The organism is Arthrobacter sp. FB24 (genome assembly GCF_000196235.1).
GTDB lineage: Bacteria > Actinomycetota > Actinomycetes > Actinomycetales > Micrococcaceae > Arthrobacter.
In genome coordinates, this window is record NC_008541.1 from 908,231 (window position 1) to 927,701 (window position 19,471).

The window sequence follows — 19,471 nt, forward strand, 5'->3', positions numbered from 1 at the left end:
CAGCTGGGCAGACCCCGCACCACTCCAGGTTCATCCGCCGTGGCTTGACGTAACCCAGATCACGCTTCTATGATCTTTCTCATGTTCTTCCGTCAGATGTCAGACATCAGACTTACCTAGTCGCACGACGGAAACCCCCACATCTCCATCGGACCGCGCCACTGTCGAAGTGCCGCCTCCGTCAGACAGAAGGTCGATGATGACTTCACTTTCCATGCGGCCCGCAGGGCTCGGCGAGCTCGGTGAGCGCACGCTTCGCAAGGTCCGCCGCCGCGTTATGCCGCTGATCGTCCTGCTTTACTTCGTTGCCTACCTTGACCGCAACAACGTTGGCTTCGCAAAACTCACCATGAGCGAGGACATTGGGCTCAGCGCTGCTGCCTACGGCCTTGGTGCAGGCATCTTCTTCCTGGGCTACGCCCTGCTGGAAGTGCCTAGCAACGCCGGAATGTACCGCTTCGGCGCACGCAAGTGGCTTGCCCGGATCCTTATCACCTGGGGCATCTTCGCCACGGCTATGTGCCTGGTCAACGGAGAAAGCACCTACTACATCATCCGGTTCCTGCTGGGTGCGGCCGAGGCCGGGTTCTTCCCCGCCATCCTGTTCTACCTGACCCTGTGGTTCCCGGCCGCGCAACGCGTCACCGTGCTGGGCATCTTCATCCTGGCCCAGCCCGTTTCCAACGCACTCGGCGCTCCGGTGTCCGGACTGCTGCTCCAGATGGACGGAATTCTCGGCCTGCAAGGCTGGCAGTGGCTCTACATCATCGAAGGCATCCCCGCGATCCTGCTGGGCCTGCTGACCCCTATCCTCATGACCGACCGGCCGCGGGACGCCAAGTGGCTCAACACGGACGAGCGCGAATGGCTTGCCACCACCATGGAAGCCGAACTGGCTGCCAAGTCCAAGGGTGGACAACACAACTTCCTGGCCGGCCTGAAGGACAAGCGCACGCTGGTCTACTCCGCCCTGTACTTCGGCCTGGTCTGCGGCATTTACGGCCTTGGCCTCTGGATGCCCACCATTGTTGCCGCCCTCGGCAAGTTCTCCACGGCAGAAGTGGGATTCATCGTCTTCATTCCCTACGCAGTCGCCGCGGTCTTTGTGTACTTCTGGAGCAAGCGGGCGGACCGGACAGGAAAGCGCGCCTGGCACACCGCCGTCAGCATGGTTCTCGCCGGTATGGGCCTCCTTGCGGCGGGGTACCTGCTCCCGGTCAACCCCGTCCTGGCCCTGATTGCCCTCACGGTCTCCGCCATGGGGATCTACGGAGCCATCGCCCCGTTCCTGTCCATGCCGTCCGCGGCGCTCACCGGTGCAGCCGCCGCGTCCGGGCTGGCCCTGGTCAACTCCCTGGGAAACCTTGGCGGGTTCGTGGCACCGTACGCCGTCGGCATGCTCAAAGACGCCACAGGCAACAATCAGAGCGGCCTGCTCTTCCTGTCCTTCTGCCTGTGCGTCACGGCGGTGGCCACCTACCTCTACGCCCGGAAGCGGCCGGAAGGTGATGCCGCCCTGGATCCCGCAGTTGCCGCCGCAGCAGCGGTGAACGCAGACCCGGCCAAAGCCCGCTCCTGACCGATCGAACACCAACGAATCCCGACGAAAGACACACCATGACAACCACCTCATTTCCCGCCGAACGCACCGTTGTCCTGACAGGGGCAGCTTCCACCCGCGGCATCGGCCGCGCAGCTGCGGACCGGATGGCCAGCGAAGGCTGGTCAATCGCCATCCTGGACATCAATGCCGAGGACGCCAAGGCCGCGGCTGCCGAGATCGGCTCCAACCGCGCCGTGAAGGCCATCGGAGTGGGCGCCGACGTTTCCGACGCCGCCTCGGTGGACCGTGCGATCCGCGAAATCGAAGAATCGCTGCCGCCCATCGTCGCACTCGCAAACCTGGCAGGCATCAGCTCGCCGACCACCTTCATGGAAACCACCGTGGAGGAATGGGACAAGGTTTTCGCCATCAACATGCGCGGCACCTTCATCGTGTCCCAGCGAGTCCTCAAGGGAATGATCGAGCGCAAGCTTGGCCGCATTGTGAGCATTTCCTCTATTTCCGCCCAGCGCGGCGGCGGCACTTACTCGAAGGTGGCCTACAGCGCTTCAAAGGCCGGAATCATCGGCTTCACCCGTGCCCTTGCCCGGGAAGTTGGCGAGTTCGGCGTCACCGTCAATGCGATCGCACCGGGCCCCATCGACACCGATATCATGGGCGGCACCCTGACCGACGAGCGCAAGGCCCAGATGTCAGAGGGCATCATGATGGGACGGGTGGGAACCCGTGAGGAAGTGGCCGCCCTGATCTCTTTCCTGCTCGGTCAGGATGCCGGTTATATCACCGCCGCCACGTATGACATCAACGGGGGACTGCAGGTCAGCTGACCACTAGGCTGGCTCCATGAACGCCGCCCGCAGCCTGAGGCCCAGCCCCAGAACCCTTGAGGTTGAAAGCCTGGACAACTTCGACCGGCTGGTGGACGCGGGGGTCCGCAGCATGCGGGGCTGGCATGCCCAGTCCTTGGACCTCCGCGGCCGCACCGCTCCGCTGGAAGCCATGGACGCGCAGGGTGCCATCTTCCTGGGCTGCACTTTCGAGGAGGGTGTAGAGGATTCGCTCCGGAGCCGGGGTGCGCTCATCTTTCCCAAGCTGGAAACCGTGCCTTTCAATCCCTACCGCGGGCAGCTCTACTCGCCGCAGGAGCTCTACTTCGGTCCGCCGGGCGGCCGATACGAATCAACGCTGGACGCCCGGATCTACCAGTGGAGCATCCGGCCCGGCCAGCGGCACCGGCTGGACGCCACGCTCGCGGCTGCACTGCATGACCACTCGATCGGTGACGCCCTTGATGAGCTGACACGCTCCGAAGTGTGCCGGGGCCGTCCGATGGTGGGTGTGATGGGCGGCCATACGGCGGGGCGGGGAACGCCGGCCTTCGAGGAGGCCGCCCTCGCCGGGCGGCTTCTTGCCAGGAGCGGACGGGTGGTGGCCACCGGCGGGGGACCGGGCGCCATGGAGGCCGCCAACATGGGCGCGTATCTGAGCGAACTGCCGGAAGCGGACTTCCACGCAGCGTTGGCGCAGCTGGAGGCCGTGCCGGGGTTCCGGCCCTCGGTGTCCGCGTGGGCGCGGACGGCTGCTGCCGTCGTCGAACGCTATCCGGACGGCAGTCCGTCGCTGGGGGTTCCCACGTGGTTCTACGGGCATGAGCCGCCCAACTATTTCGCCACCCACATCGCAAAGTATTTCGCCAACGCCATCCGGGAGGCGATCCTGCTGGAGCTGTGCGACGGCGGTGTGATCTTCCTACCCGGGTCCGCCGGCACCCTGCAGGAAATTTTCCAGGACGCCTGCGAGAACTACTACGGTGCCTCGGAAACCGTCACGCCCATGGTCCTTGTGGGCCGCGAACACTGGCAGCGCCGCTATCCTGCCTGGCCTTTGCTGCAGAGCCTTGCCTCGGGAAACGCCATGGCGGACAGGATCTTCCTGGTGGACACGGTGGAGGAAGCCCTCGGCATCGTGGCGGGTTAGCAGCAGCGGGCTAAAGGTCCTTGCGGCAGGTGGTCTTGCCCAGCTGGTAGAGGCCGTTGAGGTCGCCGGCGGCAAGGCCCTCCGGAGTACCGATCTCCGGATACATGAGCTGCCGCGGGTCATCGACATGCTCCAGCCCCATCACATGGGACAGCTCGTGCAGGATCACGGCTGTGGCGTAGGCAGAGCCTTGCGGTCGCTCGAGTTCGCCAGTGATCTGCGGGGCGTCGAGGTCCAGGCTGCCGGTCACGAAGGTCTTCGGGCCGCCGTCGAAGCTGTAGTGGGTGCTGCCTCCGGTGCCGATCACTTGCCCCTTCAGTTTCGGTGCGGCCTCCGGGGTGGTCCACGCGATGAGGAGCGGCGCCCAGCGCTCGCCATACGTTTCGGGCTGGTAGGGGTCGCGTTCCTCGGCGGGTGCTTCGGTGGAGGGTCCGTCGTAGATGAACCGGATACCCGTGGCGCGCGAAATCGTGCCAATGGCGTTTTCCACCAGATCTTCCGCACCCGCGGGCGCCAGCCCGGCATTGACGACGTAGTGCAGCGGACGGCAGGGTGAATAGCCCACGGGCGTCCCGTCGTCGTTCGTGGCCAGGAACTTGTAGGAATCACTGCGTGAGGGCGGTTCCTCCGCCGTTCCCAAGGGGGAGTCCGCTTCCTCGAGCCCCGGGGGAGGCGCGTCCGCGTTGACACTCTCCGCGACGACCCCCGGCTGCTGCTCCGCGGCCTGTCCGTCGGGGACATTGCTGTTGCGGAACTGGAAGAGCCCCACAACACGGGGATCTCCGTAAAACAGCCCGGCCGCCGTGAAAGCTGCCGCGGCGATCAAGGCGGTGAGTGCCGCTGTGCGCAGGATCCGGGCCGGCGTGCCCAGCCGGCCCGCATGCCTCGGCCGGCGTTGCCGCGGTTGCGGACCCTCCACTAGGCCACCACCGCGCCGAACGCCATTCCGAGGAGGTAGGTGACGGCGGCCGCGCCCATGCCGATGGCCAGCTGCCGGAAACCGCGGCTGGTCGGAGAGGTGCCGGACAGCAGGCCGACGACGCCGCCGGTCAGCAGGAGGGCCATCCCCACCAGAACGGCGGAAACGGCAAGCGCCGCCACGCCCGTCATGCCAAGGACGAACGGGATGATCGGAATGATGGCGCCGGAGGCGAAGAAACAGAAGCTCGATGCCGCTGCACTCCACGCCGTGCCCACGGCTTCGTGCTGGTCCTCGGCGTCGGGGAGTTCAGGCTGGAGCGACAGGCTGGGGTCGCAGTCGCAATCCAGCATGCCCGTCCGTTCCGCCACGCGGTGTTCGGCGGCTTCCCGGGACATGCCGCGGGCCAGGTACACCAGCAGCAGCTCGTTGTGCTCGAGGTCCAGCCGCGGGGCAGCGGACAGGGTGATCTGGGTGGGCCGCGTTGCGGCCAGGAGCTCCCGCTGTGAGCGGACGGAGATAAATTCGCCGGCGCCCATGGACAATGCGCCCGCAAGGAGTCCGGCCACACCGCTCAGGAGAACCACCTGGCTGCCGACGCCGGACGCAGCCATACCCATGACCAGGGAAAGATTGCTGACCAGGCCGTCATTCGCGCCGAACACGGCAGCCCTGAAGGAACCCGCCAGGCGGTTGCGGCCGCGGGTGGCGAGCCCGCGGACTACTTCCTCGTGGATCTGTTCGTCGGCGACCATGGCGGGCGTGGCCGACGGGTCCGAAGCATAGGGGGAGCGGCCCTCGGCGCGTTGCGCCAGGGCCAGGACGAACACGGAACCGAAATGCCGGGCGAGGAATCCCAGTAGCTGGCTGCGGAGGGACGCTTGCCGTGGCTTCCCTGCGTGATCCCCGAGGAGCTGGAGCCAGTGGGCTTCGTGTCGACCCTCTGCCTCGGCCAGGGCCAGAAGGATGTCCCGCTCCTCGCCGCTGCGGTTCTGGGCCAGCTCGCGGTAAACGCGGGCCTCGGCCCGTTCGTCGGCGAGGTATTGGCGCCACCGCTTAATGTCGGCCGGGGTTGCGCTGCCTTCGGGTGTTTCGGGTGCGCCTGCTGCCGTACGGTCGGCGGGAAGGGCACGATCATGGTCAGATTTAGCGTGCTGAGACACGGACACTCCTGGGCTAGATGGGGCATGGTTTCGGCCCCATTGCAGATCCAGCGTACCGCGGATTTACGCGGATTTTCGGCCGGCATTCCTCACCCGGAAGTTTAGGCAGCCCTCAAATGCGGCCTCCAACCGATGGCTTCGGCGGAGGTGTTTTGACGGGCTATTGACCGGGCCGCATGCCGGTGCTGTGATGATTGCCAGGGCAGGTGCTTCCGTAGCCCCACCCCTGGCCGCATAACCAGAGACGGAGGTTTGCACCATGGACACGAACGGATCACACCCCATCCAGCCGGAACGGGACACCCTCGAATCGGATCCCGCCTACGATTTTGCCGATGACGCTCCCATCGACGACGCAGCAGAGACGGAGGAAGAGGAACTGCTCGAAGAGGCCGGCCGTCTTGTTCCGCTGGGCGAGGACGATTTCCTTGGCGATGAGAAACCCGTGGTGCCCCTGGGCGGGGAAGAATTCCTAGAGCCTGAGGAAAACGAGTGAGGGCTCCCATCCCTATACAACCGATCCATAAAATGAACGACGCCGGTGCCTCCCCGCGGAGGGGAGGCACCGGCGTCGTGCATTGTTTTGCCGGGATCAGTTGACTGGCGTTAATTGACCGGTGTTAGTTGACCAGAGCCGGAGCCGGCTCTTCTTCGTCGACGTTGCCGGCGACGCGCTCCTGCCAGTTCCGCATGACCCGGGGGTCGGTGGGCTTGGTTGCCACGGACACCACCACGTAGACGATGCCTGACGCCAGCAGGCCGTAATAGATCGGCTCATTGGCGTAGATGCCGTCCAGCGGCGCCGCGGCATTGATCTCCAGGTAGATCATGGTGCCGAGTGTTACCACCGTGCCTACCGCCATGGATGCCGCCGCGGCCACGCCCGTGCCCCGTTTCCAGACGAGTCCGCCAAGGATCGCGACCAGGAGTCCGCCCACCAGGATGTCGTAGGCGATGGTCAGGGCTGCCACGACGTCCTTGGTGATGATGGCGATGAGGATGGCCACGATGCCAAGGCCAAGGACCCACATGCGGTTCGCCTTGACGTCGTGCTCGGGGTTGTCGGTGTCATCGGTGTTGATGTCCTTGCCGAACCAGCTGGCAACGAACGGAAGGACGTCGGCACGGGCCACGGTTGCCGCCGCGATCAGGGCGCCGGAGGCGGTGGACATCATGGCCGCTACGGCTGCTGCGAGCACCAGTCCGCCGATGCCGACGGGCAGCAGGTTCTGGGCCACCTCGGCATAGACAACGTCCTTGCCGAGGTTTGCGACGTCGATCTCCGGGAGGGCCACTCGCGCACCCAGGCCGATCAGGGCGCCGGCCGCACCGTAAAGGATGCAGTAGATGCCGGCCGTTGCGCCGCCCCAGCGTGCCACGGTGGGCGTCTTGGCGGTGAAGACGCGCTGCCAGATGTCCTGGCCGATCAGGAGGCCGAGGGTGTAGACCACGAAGTACGTGATGATGGTCTGGATCCCGATGCCGTCGATCTGGAAGAAGCTGTCCTCGACGCGGCTGCGGATGCCGTCCAGGCCTCCGGCTGCATTAAGCGTGAAGGGGAGCATCAGGAGGAAGATCCCCACCGTCTTGATGACGAACTGGACCTGGTCCGCAAGGGTGATGGACCACATGCCGCCAATGGTGGAGTACACCAGGACGATCGCCCCGCCAACGGCGATGGCGAGGGCGCGGTCCCAGCCGAACAGCACCACAAAGATGGTGGCGTAGGCCCCGGTGGAGGTGGCGCAGAGCATCAGCGTGTAGGCCAGCATCACGATTCCTGAGGTCTGGGTGGCGCGGCTGCCGTATCGGAGCGTCAGCATTTGGGACACCGTGTAGATCTTCAGCTTCTGGATGGTGCCGGCGAAGAGCAGGCTCAGCAGGAGCACTCCGGACCCGATGGCCACCACGAGCCACATGCCGGAGATGCCGAACTTGTAGCCGAGGCCCACACCGCCCACCGTTGAGGCGCCGCCGAGGACAACGGCCGCCATGGTCCCGGTATAGAGGAAGGGGCCAAGCCTGCGGCCGGCCACCAGGAAGTCGCTGTTGTTCTTGGTGCGGGATTTGCCCCACCAGCCGAAGGCCAGCATGGCGATCAGGTACACCACCACGATGGCGATGTTGACGAAGTTTGCGTCCATGTTGATGGCTCCTTGGAGCGTAGTGGCAGCAGGGCAGGAATCCGCGGGCGGCGCCTTGGCCATGCCGGAATCCGCCTGCTGGAGAGACGGGGATACAGGGGAGATCCCTGTGGGTAATGCCGTGGTTTCGATGTGATTGCCTAATAGACAACTCTTGTTGCCCAAAGGGTATGTTGTGATCCGCGTAACAGTCAAGGCGGATTGACACCGTGTCCCGTTCCGGCGTCACACGGTAGGTATCCCGCTAGTATGGCTCCAGCGATGGGGCCGTGCGGCCGGCTGCGAAAGGTTCGTAAATGAAGGCTCTACCAGTTGAACCGAGCAACATTCCAGTTGCCATCGGTTCGCGCATCCGCGCTGCCCGCCAGTCACAGCGGCTCACTATCGAGCAGGTCGCAGACGCCACGGGCCTCACCAAGGGATTCCTCAGCCGGGTGGAACGCGACCTGACCTCGCCGTCGGTGGCTTCCCTCGTGACCCTCTGCCAGGTGCTCTCGATCTCCATCGGCGACCTTTTTGCGGCACCGGAAACGCACCTCACCAAGAAAGACGAGGGGCCCCGGATTTCGCTGGGCGGCGAAGGCATCATCGAGCGCCTCCTCACCGCCCGCTCCGAACGGCGCGTCCAGATCATCCAGGCCGTGATCGAACCGCGCGGCCGCGGGGAATCCGAACTCTACGCAGTTGACTGCGATGTCGACGTCCTGCACGTGATCAGGGGCCGCATCCGGCTGATCCTGACCAACGAGGAATACGAGCTCAGCACCGGCGACACTGTGACGTTCCCCGGCCGGGAGCCCCACACCTGGGTCAACCCCACGGACGACGCCGTCGAGGTCCTCTGGGTGCTGGTCCCCGCCGCCAGCCGCTAAACGCGGCGGGGCTGTTCCGGCGCGGCCGGCTAGCCGACGTGGACCCAGGGCCGGCGCGTGACGTCCGGCTCGGCCTCGCGCAGCACTTCCCGGGTCACAGGGGCGATCTCACCCTCGCCAAACAACAGGAACCGGGTCAGGTTGGTCAGCGGGTTGCCCTCGGTCCAGCGGAAGTAGATATGCGGCATCAGGCCCGTGACGTCACGGAGGTGGAGCAGGACGGCCGCCAGGGTGTTGGGCACGTTGTTGCTATGGATCTCAAGGATGCGGAAGCCGTGCCGGATTTTCCCGGTGACCATGAGCTCCTGTTCGAAGTCTGAACTGTCGTCCACCAGGATCTCGATGAAAATGGCATCGCTGTCCACGGGCAGGTGGTTGGCCAGCTGGGCATGTTCCAGCTTGGCCCGGTACCTCGCTGCGCTGAGGTGTTTGGGTTCGTGCGCAATCAGCCGGATGGGCCCCTCTTCGTTGGCTGCCATGAACTCCAGGGCCCGTTCGTCAAGCCGGATGTGGGTGGCGCGAAGTTCGAACGACCGCCGGACGCGGGATGCGAAGCTGACCACCACAATGCCGAGGATGAACAACGCCGCGATCTTCAGGCCGTCGGGGCGCTCCACTACGTTCGCCACCGTTGTGTAGAGGAAGACGACGGCGATCGCACCGAAGGCGAACGTCCGGCCGCGTTGGTGTCGGCGCCGGGCGGACAAGGTGACGGCGATGGATGCGGAGGTCATCAGCACCAGCACGCCGGTGGCGTATGCGCCGCCCTGTGCTTCGACGTTGGCCTCGAACACCACCGTGATGAGGAAGGCGACGGCGGTGAACACGAGTACCAGCGGCCGCACGGCGCGGGTCCAGGCCGGCGCCATGCCAAAGCGTGGAAGGTAGCGCGGCACCAGGTTGAGGAGCCCCGCCATCGCGGACGCCCCGGCGAACCAGAGGATGGCGATGGTGCTGATGTCGTACACGGTCCCGAAACCGTCGCCCATGTACTGGTGGGCCAGGAAGGCCAGGGCGCGGCCGTTGGCCTTGCCCCCCGGTTGAAACTCAGCGGCCGGGATCAGGAACGTGGTGATGAAGCTGGACGCAATGAGGAACCCGCTCATGATCAGGGCGGCAGTGGTCAGGAGCTTGTGCGCGCCGCGGATCCGGCCGTCGGGCTTTGCTTCAGTGTCGTCCGGGCTGCCCTGGATCTGGGGCATGACGGCAACTCCCGTTTCGAAGCCGGACAGGCCAAGGGCGAGTTTGGGGAAGACCAGCAGCGCGATGCCGATCATCACCAGCGGGTTGCCGTGCTGCTGGTTGAGGGCGGCCCACCAGTCGGTGACAACGTGGGCTTCGCTGAATACATGCGCGATGCCCACCAGCACCACTACCGCGTTAAGCAGCAGGAATACTGCCACCAGGATGACGGCCACGTTGATGGCTTCCTTGAAACCGCGGAGGAATACTATGCCCAGGCCGGCAATCAGTGCCAGCGTGATGGCCACTTCCTGGCCGTGCAGGAAGTCCGGGGCGAACGGGTTTTCGATGGCGTGGGCGCTGGCATCCGCTGCCGAGAGGGTGATGGTGATCATGAAGTCCGTGGCGGCGAATCCCAGGAGCGCCAGGACGAACAGCTTGCCGCCCCATCGTGGCAGGAGCCGTTCCAGCATGGCGATGGAGCCTTCGCCGCGGGGACTCTCCGAGGCCACCCGGCGATACACCGGAAGCGCGCCGAGGAGCGTCACCGCCACCAGGACCACGGTGGCAAGCGGGGAGACCATTCCAGCGGCGAGTGCGGCAATGGCCGGCTGGTAGCCAAGAGTGGAGAAGTAGTCGACGCCGGTGAGGCACATGACTTTCCACCAGGGCTGGGGGGTGTGGTTCGCCTGCGGCTGGCCGTGCGGCCCCTGGCGTTTGCCGGATCCTTCGGGCATGCCCTCCAGCAGCCAGCTCCGCAGTCGGTGGGGCTTGCGGGTGAACCTGTCCGAGGGGTCGGCCGGCGGCCTGGTGAGCGTGGTCACGGTATCCTTTCACGCAGCGCACCTTCGGCCGTCGGCGGTCAGGGGTGCTGCTCCTGATTGGAGCGTAGGCCCGGGAAAGCGCGGGGGATGCCGGCTTTAACGAAACCTTTACGGCCCCTGTGACGGCAGTCACGCCATGGTGAGATGTACGTCACGTATCGGAAACCTGCCGGAAACGCAGGATTCATGCCCGGAGCTGCTGTTTAACCTCCCCGAAAAACATCTTGGCAATGGCGGAAACACCGCCGTTGTAGCGTCGGATTCGGGGAACGATCCGCTTGTCCCAGTGTTTTGAATGGTCTCGCCTTAGTCGGCGCCCAGGAGCGCCACTTCTTCTTGAGGAAGGCTCCCAAAATGAACATCTCTCTACTCAATGTGGGAATGGCAGTGGATCCCACGGCACTCGATCCAGGCGCCACGGCATGGATGCTGGCTGCTTCCGCCCTGGTTCTGCTGATGACGCCCGGCCTGGCCTTCTTCTACGGGGGCCTGGTACGGATGAAATCCGTCCTGAACATCATGATGATGAGCTTCGGCGCCATGGGCGTTGTTGCCGTCGTCTGGGCGCTGTGGGGCTACGGGCTGGCATTCGGGCCCGACACCATGGCCGGGCTCGTCGGGGATCCATTCACCAACCCCGGGCTGAGCGGACTGGCCGGCAGCATCGGCGGCAAGGCACCCGGACTCCCGGACATGGTCTTCATCGGGTTCCAAGCTACGTTCGCCATCATCACTGTCGCGCTGATCAGTGGCGCCGTGGCCGAGCGGGTCAGGTTCGGACCGTGGCTGCTTTTCGCCGCCTTATGGGTGACCCTCGTCTACGCTCCGATCGCGCACTGGGTGTGGGGCGGCGGGCTCTTCGGCGCCACGGGCATCGTGGGCAGCAAAATCTCGGCGCTCGACTTCGCCGGCGGAACCGTCGTGCACATGAACGCGGGCATCGCGGGGCTGATGCTCGCCGTCGTGCTCGGGAAGCGCCTTGGATTCATGAAGGACCCCAACATCCGCCCGCACAACCTGCCGTTCGTGATGCTCGGAGCCGGGCTTCTGTGGTTCGGCTGGTTCGGCTTCAACGCAGGCTCTGAACTAGCCGCCGATGCCATCGCCGGGCTGGCCTGGACCAACACCCTGCTGGCCACCAGCGCGGCGCTGCTGGGCTGGCTGCTTGTCGAGCGGCTCCGGGACGGCCACGCCACTTCCCTCGGTGCCGCATCAGGGGCTGTGGCGGGCTTGGTCGCAGTCACCCCGGCCTGCGGCTTCGTCGATCCTGTCGGCGCCATCCTGATCGGGGCCGTGGCGGGCGCAGTCTGCGCGCTCGCGGTGGGCCTCAAGTTCCGGATCGGCCTCGACGACTCCCTTGACGTGGTGGCAGTGCACTTCGTTGGCGGGCTGTGGGGCACGCTCTCGCTGGGATTCTTCGCCGTGCCGTCCGCGAAGACCGAGGGCGGGCTTTTCTACGGCGGGGGCCTGACGCAGTTCTGGCCGCAGGTCCTCACGGCGCTGATCGTCACAGCCTGGAGCGCCATCATGACCACGCTGATCGGATACGCCATCCACAAGACGATGGGCATGCGGGTGTCCGAAGCCAACGAACGCTCCGGCATCGACGTCACCGAGCATGCCGAAACTGCCTACGAGCTGCTCATGGTGGGCGGGACCTTCCACCCCGGCGAACAGCACGGCAAGTCCGTTGCGGCCGACGCGGCCGATCCTGGCGCGGAAACTGTCGCGGCCGGCACGGAGCAGAGCCAGCATGAGCGGGGCAGGGTGCGGACATGAAACTCGTCACGGCCATCGTCCGGCCGGAAAAGATTGAGACGGTCCGGGCCGCCCTTGAGGGGTTCGGGGTCAACGGCATGACGGTGAGCCCGGCAAGCGGCTATGGCCAGCAGCGAGGCCATGTGGAGGTCTACCGGGGAACCGAATACAACTCGGACCTCCTGCCGAAGGTCCGGGTGGAGGTGCTGGTGACGGAGGAGGCCATGGACGGCGTGATGGCGGCCATCGAAGCCGGGGCCAGCACCGGCCGTTTCGGTGACGGAAAGATCTGGACCGTTTCCGTTTCCGACGCCGTCCGGGTGCGGACGGGGGAGCGAGGCCCCTCGGCCATCGACTAAGCGGCGCGGGGTCAGCAGCAGCGGCTCGGCAGCGGGTAGGTTTGGTAAACACTTGATGCACATCGGGAAACCACCGTGTATGATGGGTGTCACACTACCGATCCATCCTCGAAGGAGAGGCGTTCCTTTGGAAGAGCTGCGCATCGAGGCCAACGGCAACCTTGGCCCCATCGATTCATCCCGTATTCCCCGTTATGCAGGGGCCGCAACCTACGCCCGCCTGCCCCGGCTGGACCAGGTGGCCAAGGCGGACATCACGGTGGTGGGAGTGCCCTTCGATTCCGGCGTCTCCTACCGCCCGGGTGCCCGCTTCGGCGCCAACCATGTCCGTGAGGCCAGCCGGCTGCTGCGCCCCTACAACCCCGCGTGGGACGTCAGCCCCTTCGAAAACGTCCAGGTCGCGGACGCCGGAGACATGGCCGTCAACCCGTTCAACATCAATGAGGCCATCGAAACCATCCAGCAGAATGCCCTCGACCTGACCGCAGGCGGCAGCAAGCTGGTCACCCTCGGCGGGGACCACACCATTGCGCTGCCGCTGCTGCGGGCCGCCGCCGAGCGCGCCGGTGAACCGGTGGCCATGCTGCACTTCGATGCCCACTTGGACACCTGGGACACCTACTTCGGAGCCGAATATACCCATGGCACGCCGTTCCGCCGCGCTGTCGAGGAAGGCATCCTGGATACCGAGGCCATCAGCCACATCGGCACCCGCGGCCCGCTGTACGGCAAGAAAGACCTCGACGACGACCACCGCTTCGGCTTCGGCATCGTCACTTCCGCGGATGTTTACTACCAGGGCGTCCTGGAAACCGTGGCCAAGGTCCGCGACCGCATCGGCAACAGGCCGCTGTACATTTCCGTTGACATCGACGTCCTGGACCCCGCGCATGCGCCGGGCACCGGCACGCCGGAAGCCGGCGGCATGACCAGCCGTGAACTGCTGGAGATCATCCGCGGCTTCCGCGGCATGAACCTTGTGGGTGCGGACATCGTGGAGGTGGCTCCGGCCTATGACCACGCCGAAATCACCGGAGTCGCGGCCAGCCATGTAGCCTACGAACTCGTCACCCTGATGGCGGACTCCGCCGTCGAGGGCAACAGGTTCGGCGCCGCCAACGGCTACGCCGCGCAGGCCCTCGGGCAGGGAGAACGGCGCCAGGCAGGTTTCGCCGCGGCGGCTGCCCAGCGCGTCGAAACCGGCGTCTCCCCGTGACCGGCGTCCGCAACGGCGGGGACCTCGTCGTCGAAACCCTTGAAGCACTGGGGGCGAAGACAGTCTTCGGCATCCCGGGCCAGCACGCGCTGGGCCTTTTCGATGCGATGGGCCGGGGAAACCTGCACTTCGTGTCCTCGCGGGTGGAAAACAACTCGGCTTTCGCCGCGGACGGCTACTCCCGTGCCACGGGCGAGGTGGGCGTGTTGTTCCTGTCCACCGGTCCGGGCGCGCTGACGTCCCTGGCGGGGCTGCAGGAAGCCTACGCCACGGGTGTGCCCATGGTGGTGGTGGCCAGCCAGATTCCGCTGGACGGACTCGGTGCGCGCCGCAAGGGCATGCTGCACCAGCTCGATGACCAGAAGGCCTCGGCCGCGAATGTCACCAAGAGCCAGCGGTTGATCCAGCACGCATCCGGGATCCCCTCGGCCATACAGGATGCCTGGACAGAGGCGATTTCCTCGCCGCAGGGCCCCGTCTGGCTGGAGATCCCGCAGAACGTGCTGCTGGATCCCATCATGGTCCCGCCGGTTGAGGACGCCCTCGCCGAAGCGGCGGACAACCCGCCGCGGGTGGAGCTTGTCCGCGAGGCCGTGAAATGGCTGTCGACGGCGCAACGTCCGGCCATCATCGCGGGCGGCGGCACGCGCCGCGGCCGGGCCGAGAAATCGCTGCTCTCGATTGCCGAAAAGCTCCGGGCGCCGGTGATCTGCACCCCCGGCGGCAACGGCGCGTTCCCGTGGAACCATGAGCTCTCGCTGCAGTCCTGGATCGAGGACCGATACATGACGGACCTGCTCGAGGATGCGGACGTTCTGATCGTCATCGGTTCCTCCCTCGGCGAGGTCACGTCCAACTACTTCACGTTCGAGCCGCGCGGCCGGATCATCCAGATCGACGCCGAACCGCGGGTCCTGGAGTCCAACCGGCCCGGCCTGGGCATCCGCGCCGACGCCGGCCAGGCCCTCGCCGCGCTGGATGCCGCCCTGGTTGTCGAGCCTGACGAAACCAGGCCCGACTGGCACGGTGCATCACCCGAAGCGCTGGTCAGGGAATCCCTGGCCAAGGTCAAAGCCCGGCTGGAGTCCCAGGACCTCGGCAAGGAACTGAAGTTCATGGCGGACATCCGCGAGGCGGTGCCGGCGGACATGCAGACCTTCTGGGACATGACCATTTCCGCGTACTGGGGCTGGAGCTGCTGGGACGCCCGCGAGGGCCAGTTCCATTCCGCCCAGGGCGCCGGCGGACTGGGCTTCGGCTTCCCCGCGGCCATCGGGGGGGCCGTGGGGCTGGAGACAACGGGCATGCCCGGGCGTGTGCTCGCAGTGTCCGGTGACGGTTCGGCCATGTATTCCATCTCCGAACTGGCCACCGCCAAGCAGCACAACGTCCCGGTCACCTGGCTGATCGTGGACGACGGCGGCTATGGCATCCTCCGCGAGTACATGGTGGGCGCCTTCGGCAAGGCCACCGCCACCGAACTGGCCCGGCCCGACTTCGTCAAACTCGCCGAAGCCTTCGGTGTCCCGGCCGTCCGGGTGGCCCCGGAGAATGTGGGGGACGCACTGAAGGCGGGCTTCGCGGCGGACGGACCGAACGTCGTCGTGGTCGAAACCCTGCTGAAGATGTTCGGCCCCACCCACCTGGGCGTCTGACCCAACTCCCACGACAACCGAGCGCGAACTGGCAGCTAGTGCCCTCTCAAAGCAAATTTGAGGGTATTAGCTGCCAGTTCGCGCTTGGCGTTTAAGGTGCCAATCGCCCCCAGCCGCACCCGGCCCGATTCTTCCTTAGTTTCCCAAAGCAACCATTTTGCGATATGGTTGCCTTAGGCAAGCAAAGGGGTTTATTTAGCATGGCAGTTGCACCAGAAACCGCGGCCGATCTCGTCTACCAGATCTTCGACCTCCAACGAGCGGTCCGCTGCGTTGCAGTCTCGAACATGCGCGGGCAGGAAACCGGGGTGGCGCTCCAGGGCGTCCTCCGCTTCGTGGGGGAGGGGGAGTCCAGGGCCACGCACCTCGCCGCACGGCTCGGTGTCAGCGCTCCCGTCCTGAGCCGGCACATAGCCGATCTTGAAGAGCATGGCCTCGTTGTCCGCCGGCCCGATCCGGAGGACGGGCGTGCGCAGCTGGTGGCGTTGTCGGAGGCTGGTGCGGCCAAGCTGCACGAAATCGAACAGCAGCGCACGGCAACACTCCAGGGCTACCTGCAGGACTGGAGCGAGATCGACGCCGAAGAAACCGCGAAAACCCTGAAAAAACTTGCTGAATCCCTTAGGGACTCAGCCCGGGCAAAGACGGCCGGATCCACCGAAATCATTCCACTCGTTTAGGAGCTGCACATGGCAAGCCACGCTACAGCCACCGGTCCGTCCCGGGCCCCGTCTACTACACCGCCGCAGTCATCCCCGCAGCCGCAGGCACCGGCACCCCAAGCCGCGATGAGCCACCGCCAGATCATGGAGGCCCTCACCGGCCTGCTGGCCGCCTTCTTCACCGCGATCATCAGCAGCACCATCGTGGCCAACGCGCTGCCGACGATCATGTCCGAGCTCAAAGGCACCCAGACGGACTTCGCCTGGGTGATCACCGCAGCGTTGCTGGCCAACGCCGCCACCACGCCGATCTGGGGCAAGCTCGCCGACCTCTTCGATAAGAAGGTGCTCGTCCAGCTGAGCATTGTGATCTTCGTGGCCGGCTCCGTCATGGCGGGCCTGTCCGAAACGATCCCGCTGCTGCTGACGGCCCGCGTTATCCAGGGTGTCGCCATGGGCGGACTCACGGCGCTTGCTCAGGCCATCATCGGTTCCATCATCCCGCCCCGGGACCGCGGTAAGTACTCCGGGTACATGGGCGGCGTGATGGCCGTGGGCACCGCCGGCGGCCCGCTGCTGGGCGGCTTCATTGTGGACAGCCCGCTCGGCTGGCGCTGGACCTTCTTTGTCTGTGTCCCGCTGGCAGTCATCGCACTCATCCTGCTGCAGATCACCCTGAAGCTTCCCCACGTCAAGCGCCACGCGAAGATCGACTGGCTGGGTTCCATCCTGCTCACTTCCGGCGTCAGCCTGCTGCTGATCTGGGTCTCATTCGCCGGCAACCCGGAGTACTACGACTGGTGGTCCTGGCAGACTGCCGCCATGGTGGGCGGCGGCGTGCTGCTCCTGGCCCTTCTAGTCGTGGTGGAGTCCAGGGTTGAGCAGCCCATCATCCCGCTCAAAATCATCAGCGAACGCACCACCGCCCTGGCCATCCTGGCTTCCGTCGCAGTAGGTGTCGGCATGTTCGGGTCATCCGCCTTCCTGGGCCAGTACTTCCAGGTGGCCCGCGGGGCCACCCCCACCGAAGCGGGCCTGCTGACGCTGCCCATGATCGCCGGCAACCTCATCGGCTCCGTCCTGTCAGGCCAGCTGATCAGCCGCACCGGAAAGTGGAAGCGCTACCTTATTGCCGGCTCCATCCTGTTGATCGGCGGACTGGGACTGGCCGGAACCATCGACCACACCACCGAACTCTGGCTTACCGGCCTCTACACGGCCGTTCTGGGCCTCGGGCTCGGCCTGCTGATGCAGAACCTCGTACTGGCGGTACAGAACACCGTCCGCGCCACCGACATCGGGACCGCCAGCGCCTCCGTGGCCTTCTTCCGTTCGGTGGGCGGCGCGATCGGAGTATCCGTACTCGGCGCCGTGCTGGCCAACCGTGTCAAGGAACTTGCCACTGAAGGGCTCGCCGCGGCTGGAATTCCGGCCACCGGCGGGTCGGCCGGAGCCAGCATGGACCTCCAGGACATGCCCGCCCCGATCCGGGACATCATGCGGGCGGCCTACGGCGACGCGACGGCCGAGATCTTCCTGATCTCCGCGGTGATCGGCATCATCGCGCTTGTGGCGATCCTCTTCATCAAAGAACAGCCGCTGCGCCGGACTGTGGACATCGTGCCGGCTGCATCCGCCAACGGTGCCGGGCCCGCGAACGGCGCTGCCGCGAATACCGCTGCCGTGGACGGCGCTGCAACCGGGAATGCCGGCAGCACCGGCGTTGTGGACCTTGACCGGGAGTTCATCGAAGTCCTCAGTAGGCAGCGCGCCCACGAGTCACGCTTCCCGGACGCGGCAAGGCAGGGCCGGGAGATATCCGGAGAGGGAAATGGCAGCCTCGGCGGCGACGCCCCGGCCGGGGCGAGGGAAGGCTACCGGTCGCGTGCCCGGACCATGATGGCTCAGCCGCGGCCCGAACCCGCCGACGTCGTGCCCCTCCTGCTCCAGACCCAGCAGCTGCTCGCGGAGCAGCAGCTCCAGTTGGCCGAGGCGTTGCGCGCCGTCCAGGAGCAGTCGGCGGAACAGCGGGAGATCGCTGCCGAGCAGTCACGCATCAGCGGGCAGCTCACCACCCTCCGGCGCCGGGTGGCCAAGGAACGGAAGCTGCAGCGGGCGGCGGCGGACTACATCGCAACGCACGGACGGCACCGCAGCGAGTAAGCACGGGCACCGTTCAAACACACACGGTGCGACGGCGACGGCGGCTGGGTGCCGCCGTCGCCGTCGTCATGGCTCCGGGACAGGGGAGGCGACGACTACCACGTTCTTGCCCCAGGGATCCTCGGTGTAGCAGCTGATCAGGACAAGCCGGTTGGGAACGCCGGTCCAGATCGGGCTGTCCTTCAGGCTCGACTTCACGTAGGTGTCCACGGACTCCACCCTGTACCGCATGGTTCCGGTGGCTGTGCTGGCTTCGAAAATGTCCCCCGGGACGCTCGCGGCGCTGAGCCGGTTGAACGGAGCGTCGCGGCCCTCCCAGCTGTGGCCCAGGATGTACGTGGTGTTGGTGGACCCGGCGCCGGGCATGCCGAAGTTTGTCACCCAATAGCCGTCCACGGTGATCGGCGGAACAATCGCCTGGGAGTCCAGCTCCTCCGGCGTCGGAGTGAGCGGATGGATGGTGACGTCCAACCCGGCCGCCGGGTACACGATCCTGGTGGGAGCCGCAGCCGGCGGGTAGCTGGGAACGGCCTGCGGCGGTGGCTGTGCCGCGGCGGCGGGGGCGCGCTTGCCGCCCGCCGCCGCCGAGCCCTTGCCGCTCCAGGCGAAGGTATCAGGCGTTACGGCATGGCCGGGTGAAGCCGGGGTGGCGGCCCGTGAATACGGCGCAGCTTCCAAATGGAGTCCGGCGCCGCCGGAGGTGTTTCCGGCTGACACGATTCCCGGCAGGAATGTCAGGACGAAGAAAGCCACGACGCCGGCGAGCAGCAAAAGACGGTCGCCACGGTTGAGCGAACGGCGCCCGAGCGACGGGAATTTCTCCCGCAGGGGTTGGAGCCGCCAGCCATCTGGGTGCCGGCGCTCGCCGGCCTCATGGTCAGGGGTGCGGTTCCCGCCCGTCTTCTGGGCAGCGGTCCGGCTGCCAGGGGGCGGGCTGTCTGCGGGCTTGTGGCCGGGGACGAACATCGGAACTCCTCCAGGGAGAGTGGTGTTGGACGGGCATCGCACCGTGG

General features: G+C 66.0%; 16 protein-coding genes. 11 read left to right on the forward strand and 5 right to left on the reverse strand.

Annotated elements, in window-relative coordinates:
- The first annotated feature begins 196 nt into the window (after positions 1-196).
- Genes ARTH_RS04315 through ARTH_RS04325 form a run of 3 tightly spaced genes read left to right on the forward strand, consistent with a single transcriptional unit; the run spans position 197 to position 3,541 of the window.
- Entirely contained in the window at positions 197-1,579 is a 1,383-nt protein-coding gene (locus ARTH_RS04315; protein ID WP_156810610.1) for an MFS transporter, read from the forward strand.
- Positions 1,580-1,617: 38 nt separating this feature from the next.
- The gene (locus ARTH_RS04320; RefSeq protein WP_011690706.1) at positions 1,618-2,391 is read left to right on the forward strand and encodes an SDR family NAD(P)-dependent oxidoreductase; all 774 of its coding nucleotides are present in this window, start codon (positions 1,618-1,620) and stop codon (positions 2,389-2,391) included.
- Between the two features lie 16 nt (positions 2,392-2,407).
- Complete coding sequence (locus ARTH_RS04325) at positions 2,408-3,541, forward strand: LOG family protein (protein WP_011690707.1); 1,134 nt, start codon at positions 2,408-2,410, stop codon at positions 3,539-3,541.
- Between the two features lie 10 nt (positions 3,542-3,551).
- Here the strand turns inward: ARTH_RS04325 and ARTH_RS04330 are convergent, their stop codons facing one another.
- On the reverse strand, positions 3,552-4,460 hold the full coding sequence (locus ARTH_RS04330; RefSeq protein WP_011690708.1) for a matrixin family metalloprotease: 909 nt from the start codon (positions 4,458-4,460) through the stop codon (positions 3,552-3,554).
- Positions 4,460-5,623, reverse strand: coding sequence for a VIT1/CCC1 transporter family protein (locus ARTH_RS04335; protein ID WP_011690709.1), 1,164 nt, complete (start codon positions 5,621-5,623; stop codon positions 4,460-4,462). The genes ARTH_RS04330 and ARTH_RS04335 overlap by 1 nt, the downstream gene beginning before the upstream one ends.
- Positions 5,624-5,882: 259 nt before the next feature.
- On the opposite strand from ARTH_RS04335, the gene ARTH_RS04340 reads away from it, so the two are divergent.
- The gene (locus tag ARTH_RS04340) at positions 5,883-6,119 is read left to right on the forward strand and encodes a hypothetical protein (RefSeq protein ID WP_011690710.1); all 237 of its coding nucleotides are present in this window, start codon (positions 5,883-5,885) and stop codon (positions 6,117-6,119) included.
- 124 nt (positions 6,120-6,243) lie between these two features.
- Here ARTH_RS04340 and ARTH_RS04345 read toward each other — a convergent pair whose 3' ends face one another.
- Positions 6,244-7,767, reverse strand: coding sequence for a sodium:solute symporter (locus ARTH_RS04345; RefSeq protein WP_011690711.1), 1,524 nt, complete (start codon positions 7,765-7,767; stop codon positions 6,244-6,246).
- Between the two features lie 296 nt (positions 7,768-8,063).
- Here ARTH_RS04345 and ARTH_RS04350 point away from each other — a divergent pair, with 296 nt between their 5' ends.
- Complete coding sequence (locus ARTH_RS04350) at positions 8,064-8,639, forward strand: helix-turn-helix domain-containing protein (RefSeq protein ID WP_011690712.1); 576 nt, start codon at positions 8,064-8,066, stop codon at positions 8,637-8,639.
- Positions 8,640-8,668: 29 nt separating this feature from the next.
- On the opposite strand, the gene ARTH_RS04355 is transcribed toward ARTH_RS04350, so the two are convergent.
- Positions 8,669-10,645, reverse strand: a complete 1,977-nt coding sequence (locus ARTH_RS04355) for an amino acid transporter (RefSeq protein WP_011690713.1) — start codon at positions 10,643-10,645, stop codon at positions 8,669-8,671.
- Positions 10,646-10,999: 354 nt separating this feature from the next.
- Between ARTH_RS04355 and ARTH_RS04360 the strand changes: the two genes are divergently transcribed.
- The 6 genes from ARTH_RS04360 (at position 11,000) to ARTH_RS04385 (ending at position 18,458) form a co-directional block, all read left to right on the forward strand.
- A complete protein-coding gene (locus ARTH_RS04360) occupies positions 11,000-12,424 on the forward strand; it encodes an ammonium transporter (RefSeq protein WP_011690714.1) in 1,425 nt (474 codons plus the stop codon).
- Positions 12,421-12,762, forward strand: a complete 342-nt coding sequence (locus ARTH_RS04365) for a P-II family nitrogen regulator (protein WP_011690715.1) — start codon at positions 12,421-12,423, stop codon at positions 12,760-12,762. The genes ARTH_RS04360 and ARTH_RS04365 overlap by 4 nt, the downstream gene beginning before the upstream one ends.
- A 127-nt stretch (positions 12,763-12,889) precedes the next feature.
- Positions 12,890-13,978, forward strand: coding sequence for an agmatinase (speB, locus tag ARTH_RS04370; protein ID WP_043429419.1), 1,089 nt, complete (start codon positions 12,890-12,892; stop codon positions 13,976-13,978).
- Positions 13,975-15,633, forward strand: coding sequence for a thiamine pyrophosphate-binding protein (locus ARTH_RS04375; RefSeq protein WP_011690717.1), 1,659 nt, complete (start codon positions 13,975-13,977; stop codon positions 15,631-15,633). Before speB ends, ARTH_RS04375 begins: the two co-directional genes overlap by 4 nt.
- 200 nt (positions 15,634-15,833) lie before the next feature.
- A complete protein-coding gene (locus tag ARTH_RS04380; RefSeq protein ID WP_011690718.1) occupies positions 15,834-16,313 on the forward strand; it encodes a MarR family winged helix-turn-helix transcriptional regulator in 480 nt (159 codons plus the stop codon).
- Between the two features lie 9 nt (positions 16,314-16,322).
- Positions 16,323-18,458 (forward strand): MFS transporter, encoded by a 2,136-nt coding sequence (locus ARTH_RS04385; protein WP_011690719.1) that lies wholly within the window; start codon positions 16,323-16,325, stop codon positions 18,456-18,458.
- Positions 18,459-18,524: 66 nt separating this feature from the next.
- Here the strand turns inward: ARTH_RS04385 and ARTH_RS04390 are convergent, their stop codons facing one another.
- Positions 18,525-19,424: a class F sortase gene (locus tag ARTH_RS04390; protein WP_011690720.1), complete on the reverse strand. Its 900-nt coding sequence runs from the start codon at positions 19,422-19,424 to the stop codon at positions 18,525-18,527.
- Positions 19,425-19,471: the final 47 nt, after the last annotated feature.

Coding starts and splice junctions, on each gene's coding strand:
- ARTH_RS04340 (WP_011690710.1), top strand. CDS start 5,883: ATGGACACGAACGGATCACACCCCATCCAGCCGGAACGGGACACCCTC.
- ARTH_RS04380 (WP_011690718.1), top strand. CDS start 15,834: ATGGCAGTTGCACCAGAAACCGCGGCCGATCTCGTCTACCAGATCTTC.
- ARTH_RS04345 (WP_011690711.1), bottom strand. CDS start 7,767: ATGGACGCAAACTTCGTCAACATCGCCATCGTGGTGGTGTACCTGATC.
- ARTH_RS04390 (WP_011690720.1), bottom strand. CDS start 19,424: ATGTTCGTCCCCGGCCACAAGCCCGCAGACAGCCCGCCCCCTGGCAGC.
- ARTH_RS04350 (WP_011690712.1), top strand. CDS start 8,064: ATGAAGGCTCTACCAGTTGAACCGAGCAACATTCCAGTTGCCATCGGT.
- ARTH_RS04360 (WP_011690714.1), top strand. CDS start 11,000: ATGAACATCTCTCTACTCAATGTGGGAATGGCAGTGGATCCCACGGCA.
- ARTH_RS04315 (WP_156810610.1), top strand. CDS start 197: ATGATGACTTCACTTTCCATGCGGCCCGCAGGGCTCGGCGAGCTCGGT.
- ARTH_RS04320 (WP_011690706.1), top strand. CDS start 1,618: ATGACAACCACCTCATTTCCCGCCGAACGCACCGTTGTCCTGACAGGG.
- ARTH_RS04365 (WP_011690715.1), top strand. CDS start 12,421: ATGAAACTCGTCACGGCCATCGTCCGGCCGGAAAAGATTGAGACGGTC.
- ARTH_RS04325 (WP_011690707.1), top strand. CDS start 2,408: ATGAACGCCGCCCGCAGCCTGAGGCCCAGCCCCAGAACCCTTGAGGTT.
- ARTH_RS04385 (WP_011690719.1), top strand. CDS start 16,323: ATGGCAAGCCACGCTACAGCCACCGGTCCGTCCCGGGCCCCGTCTACT.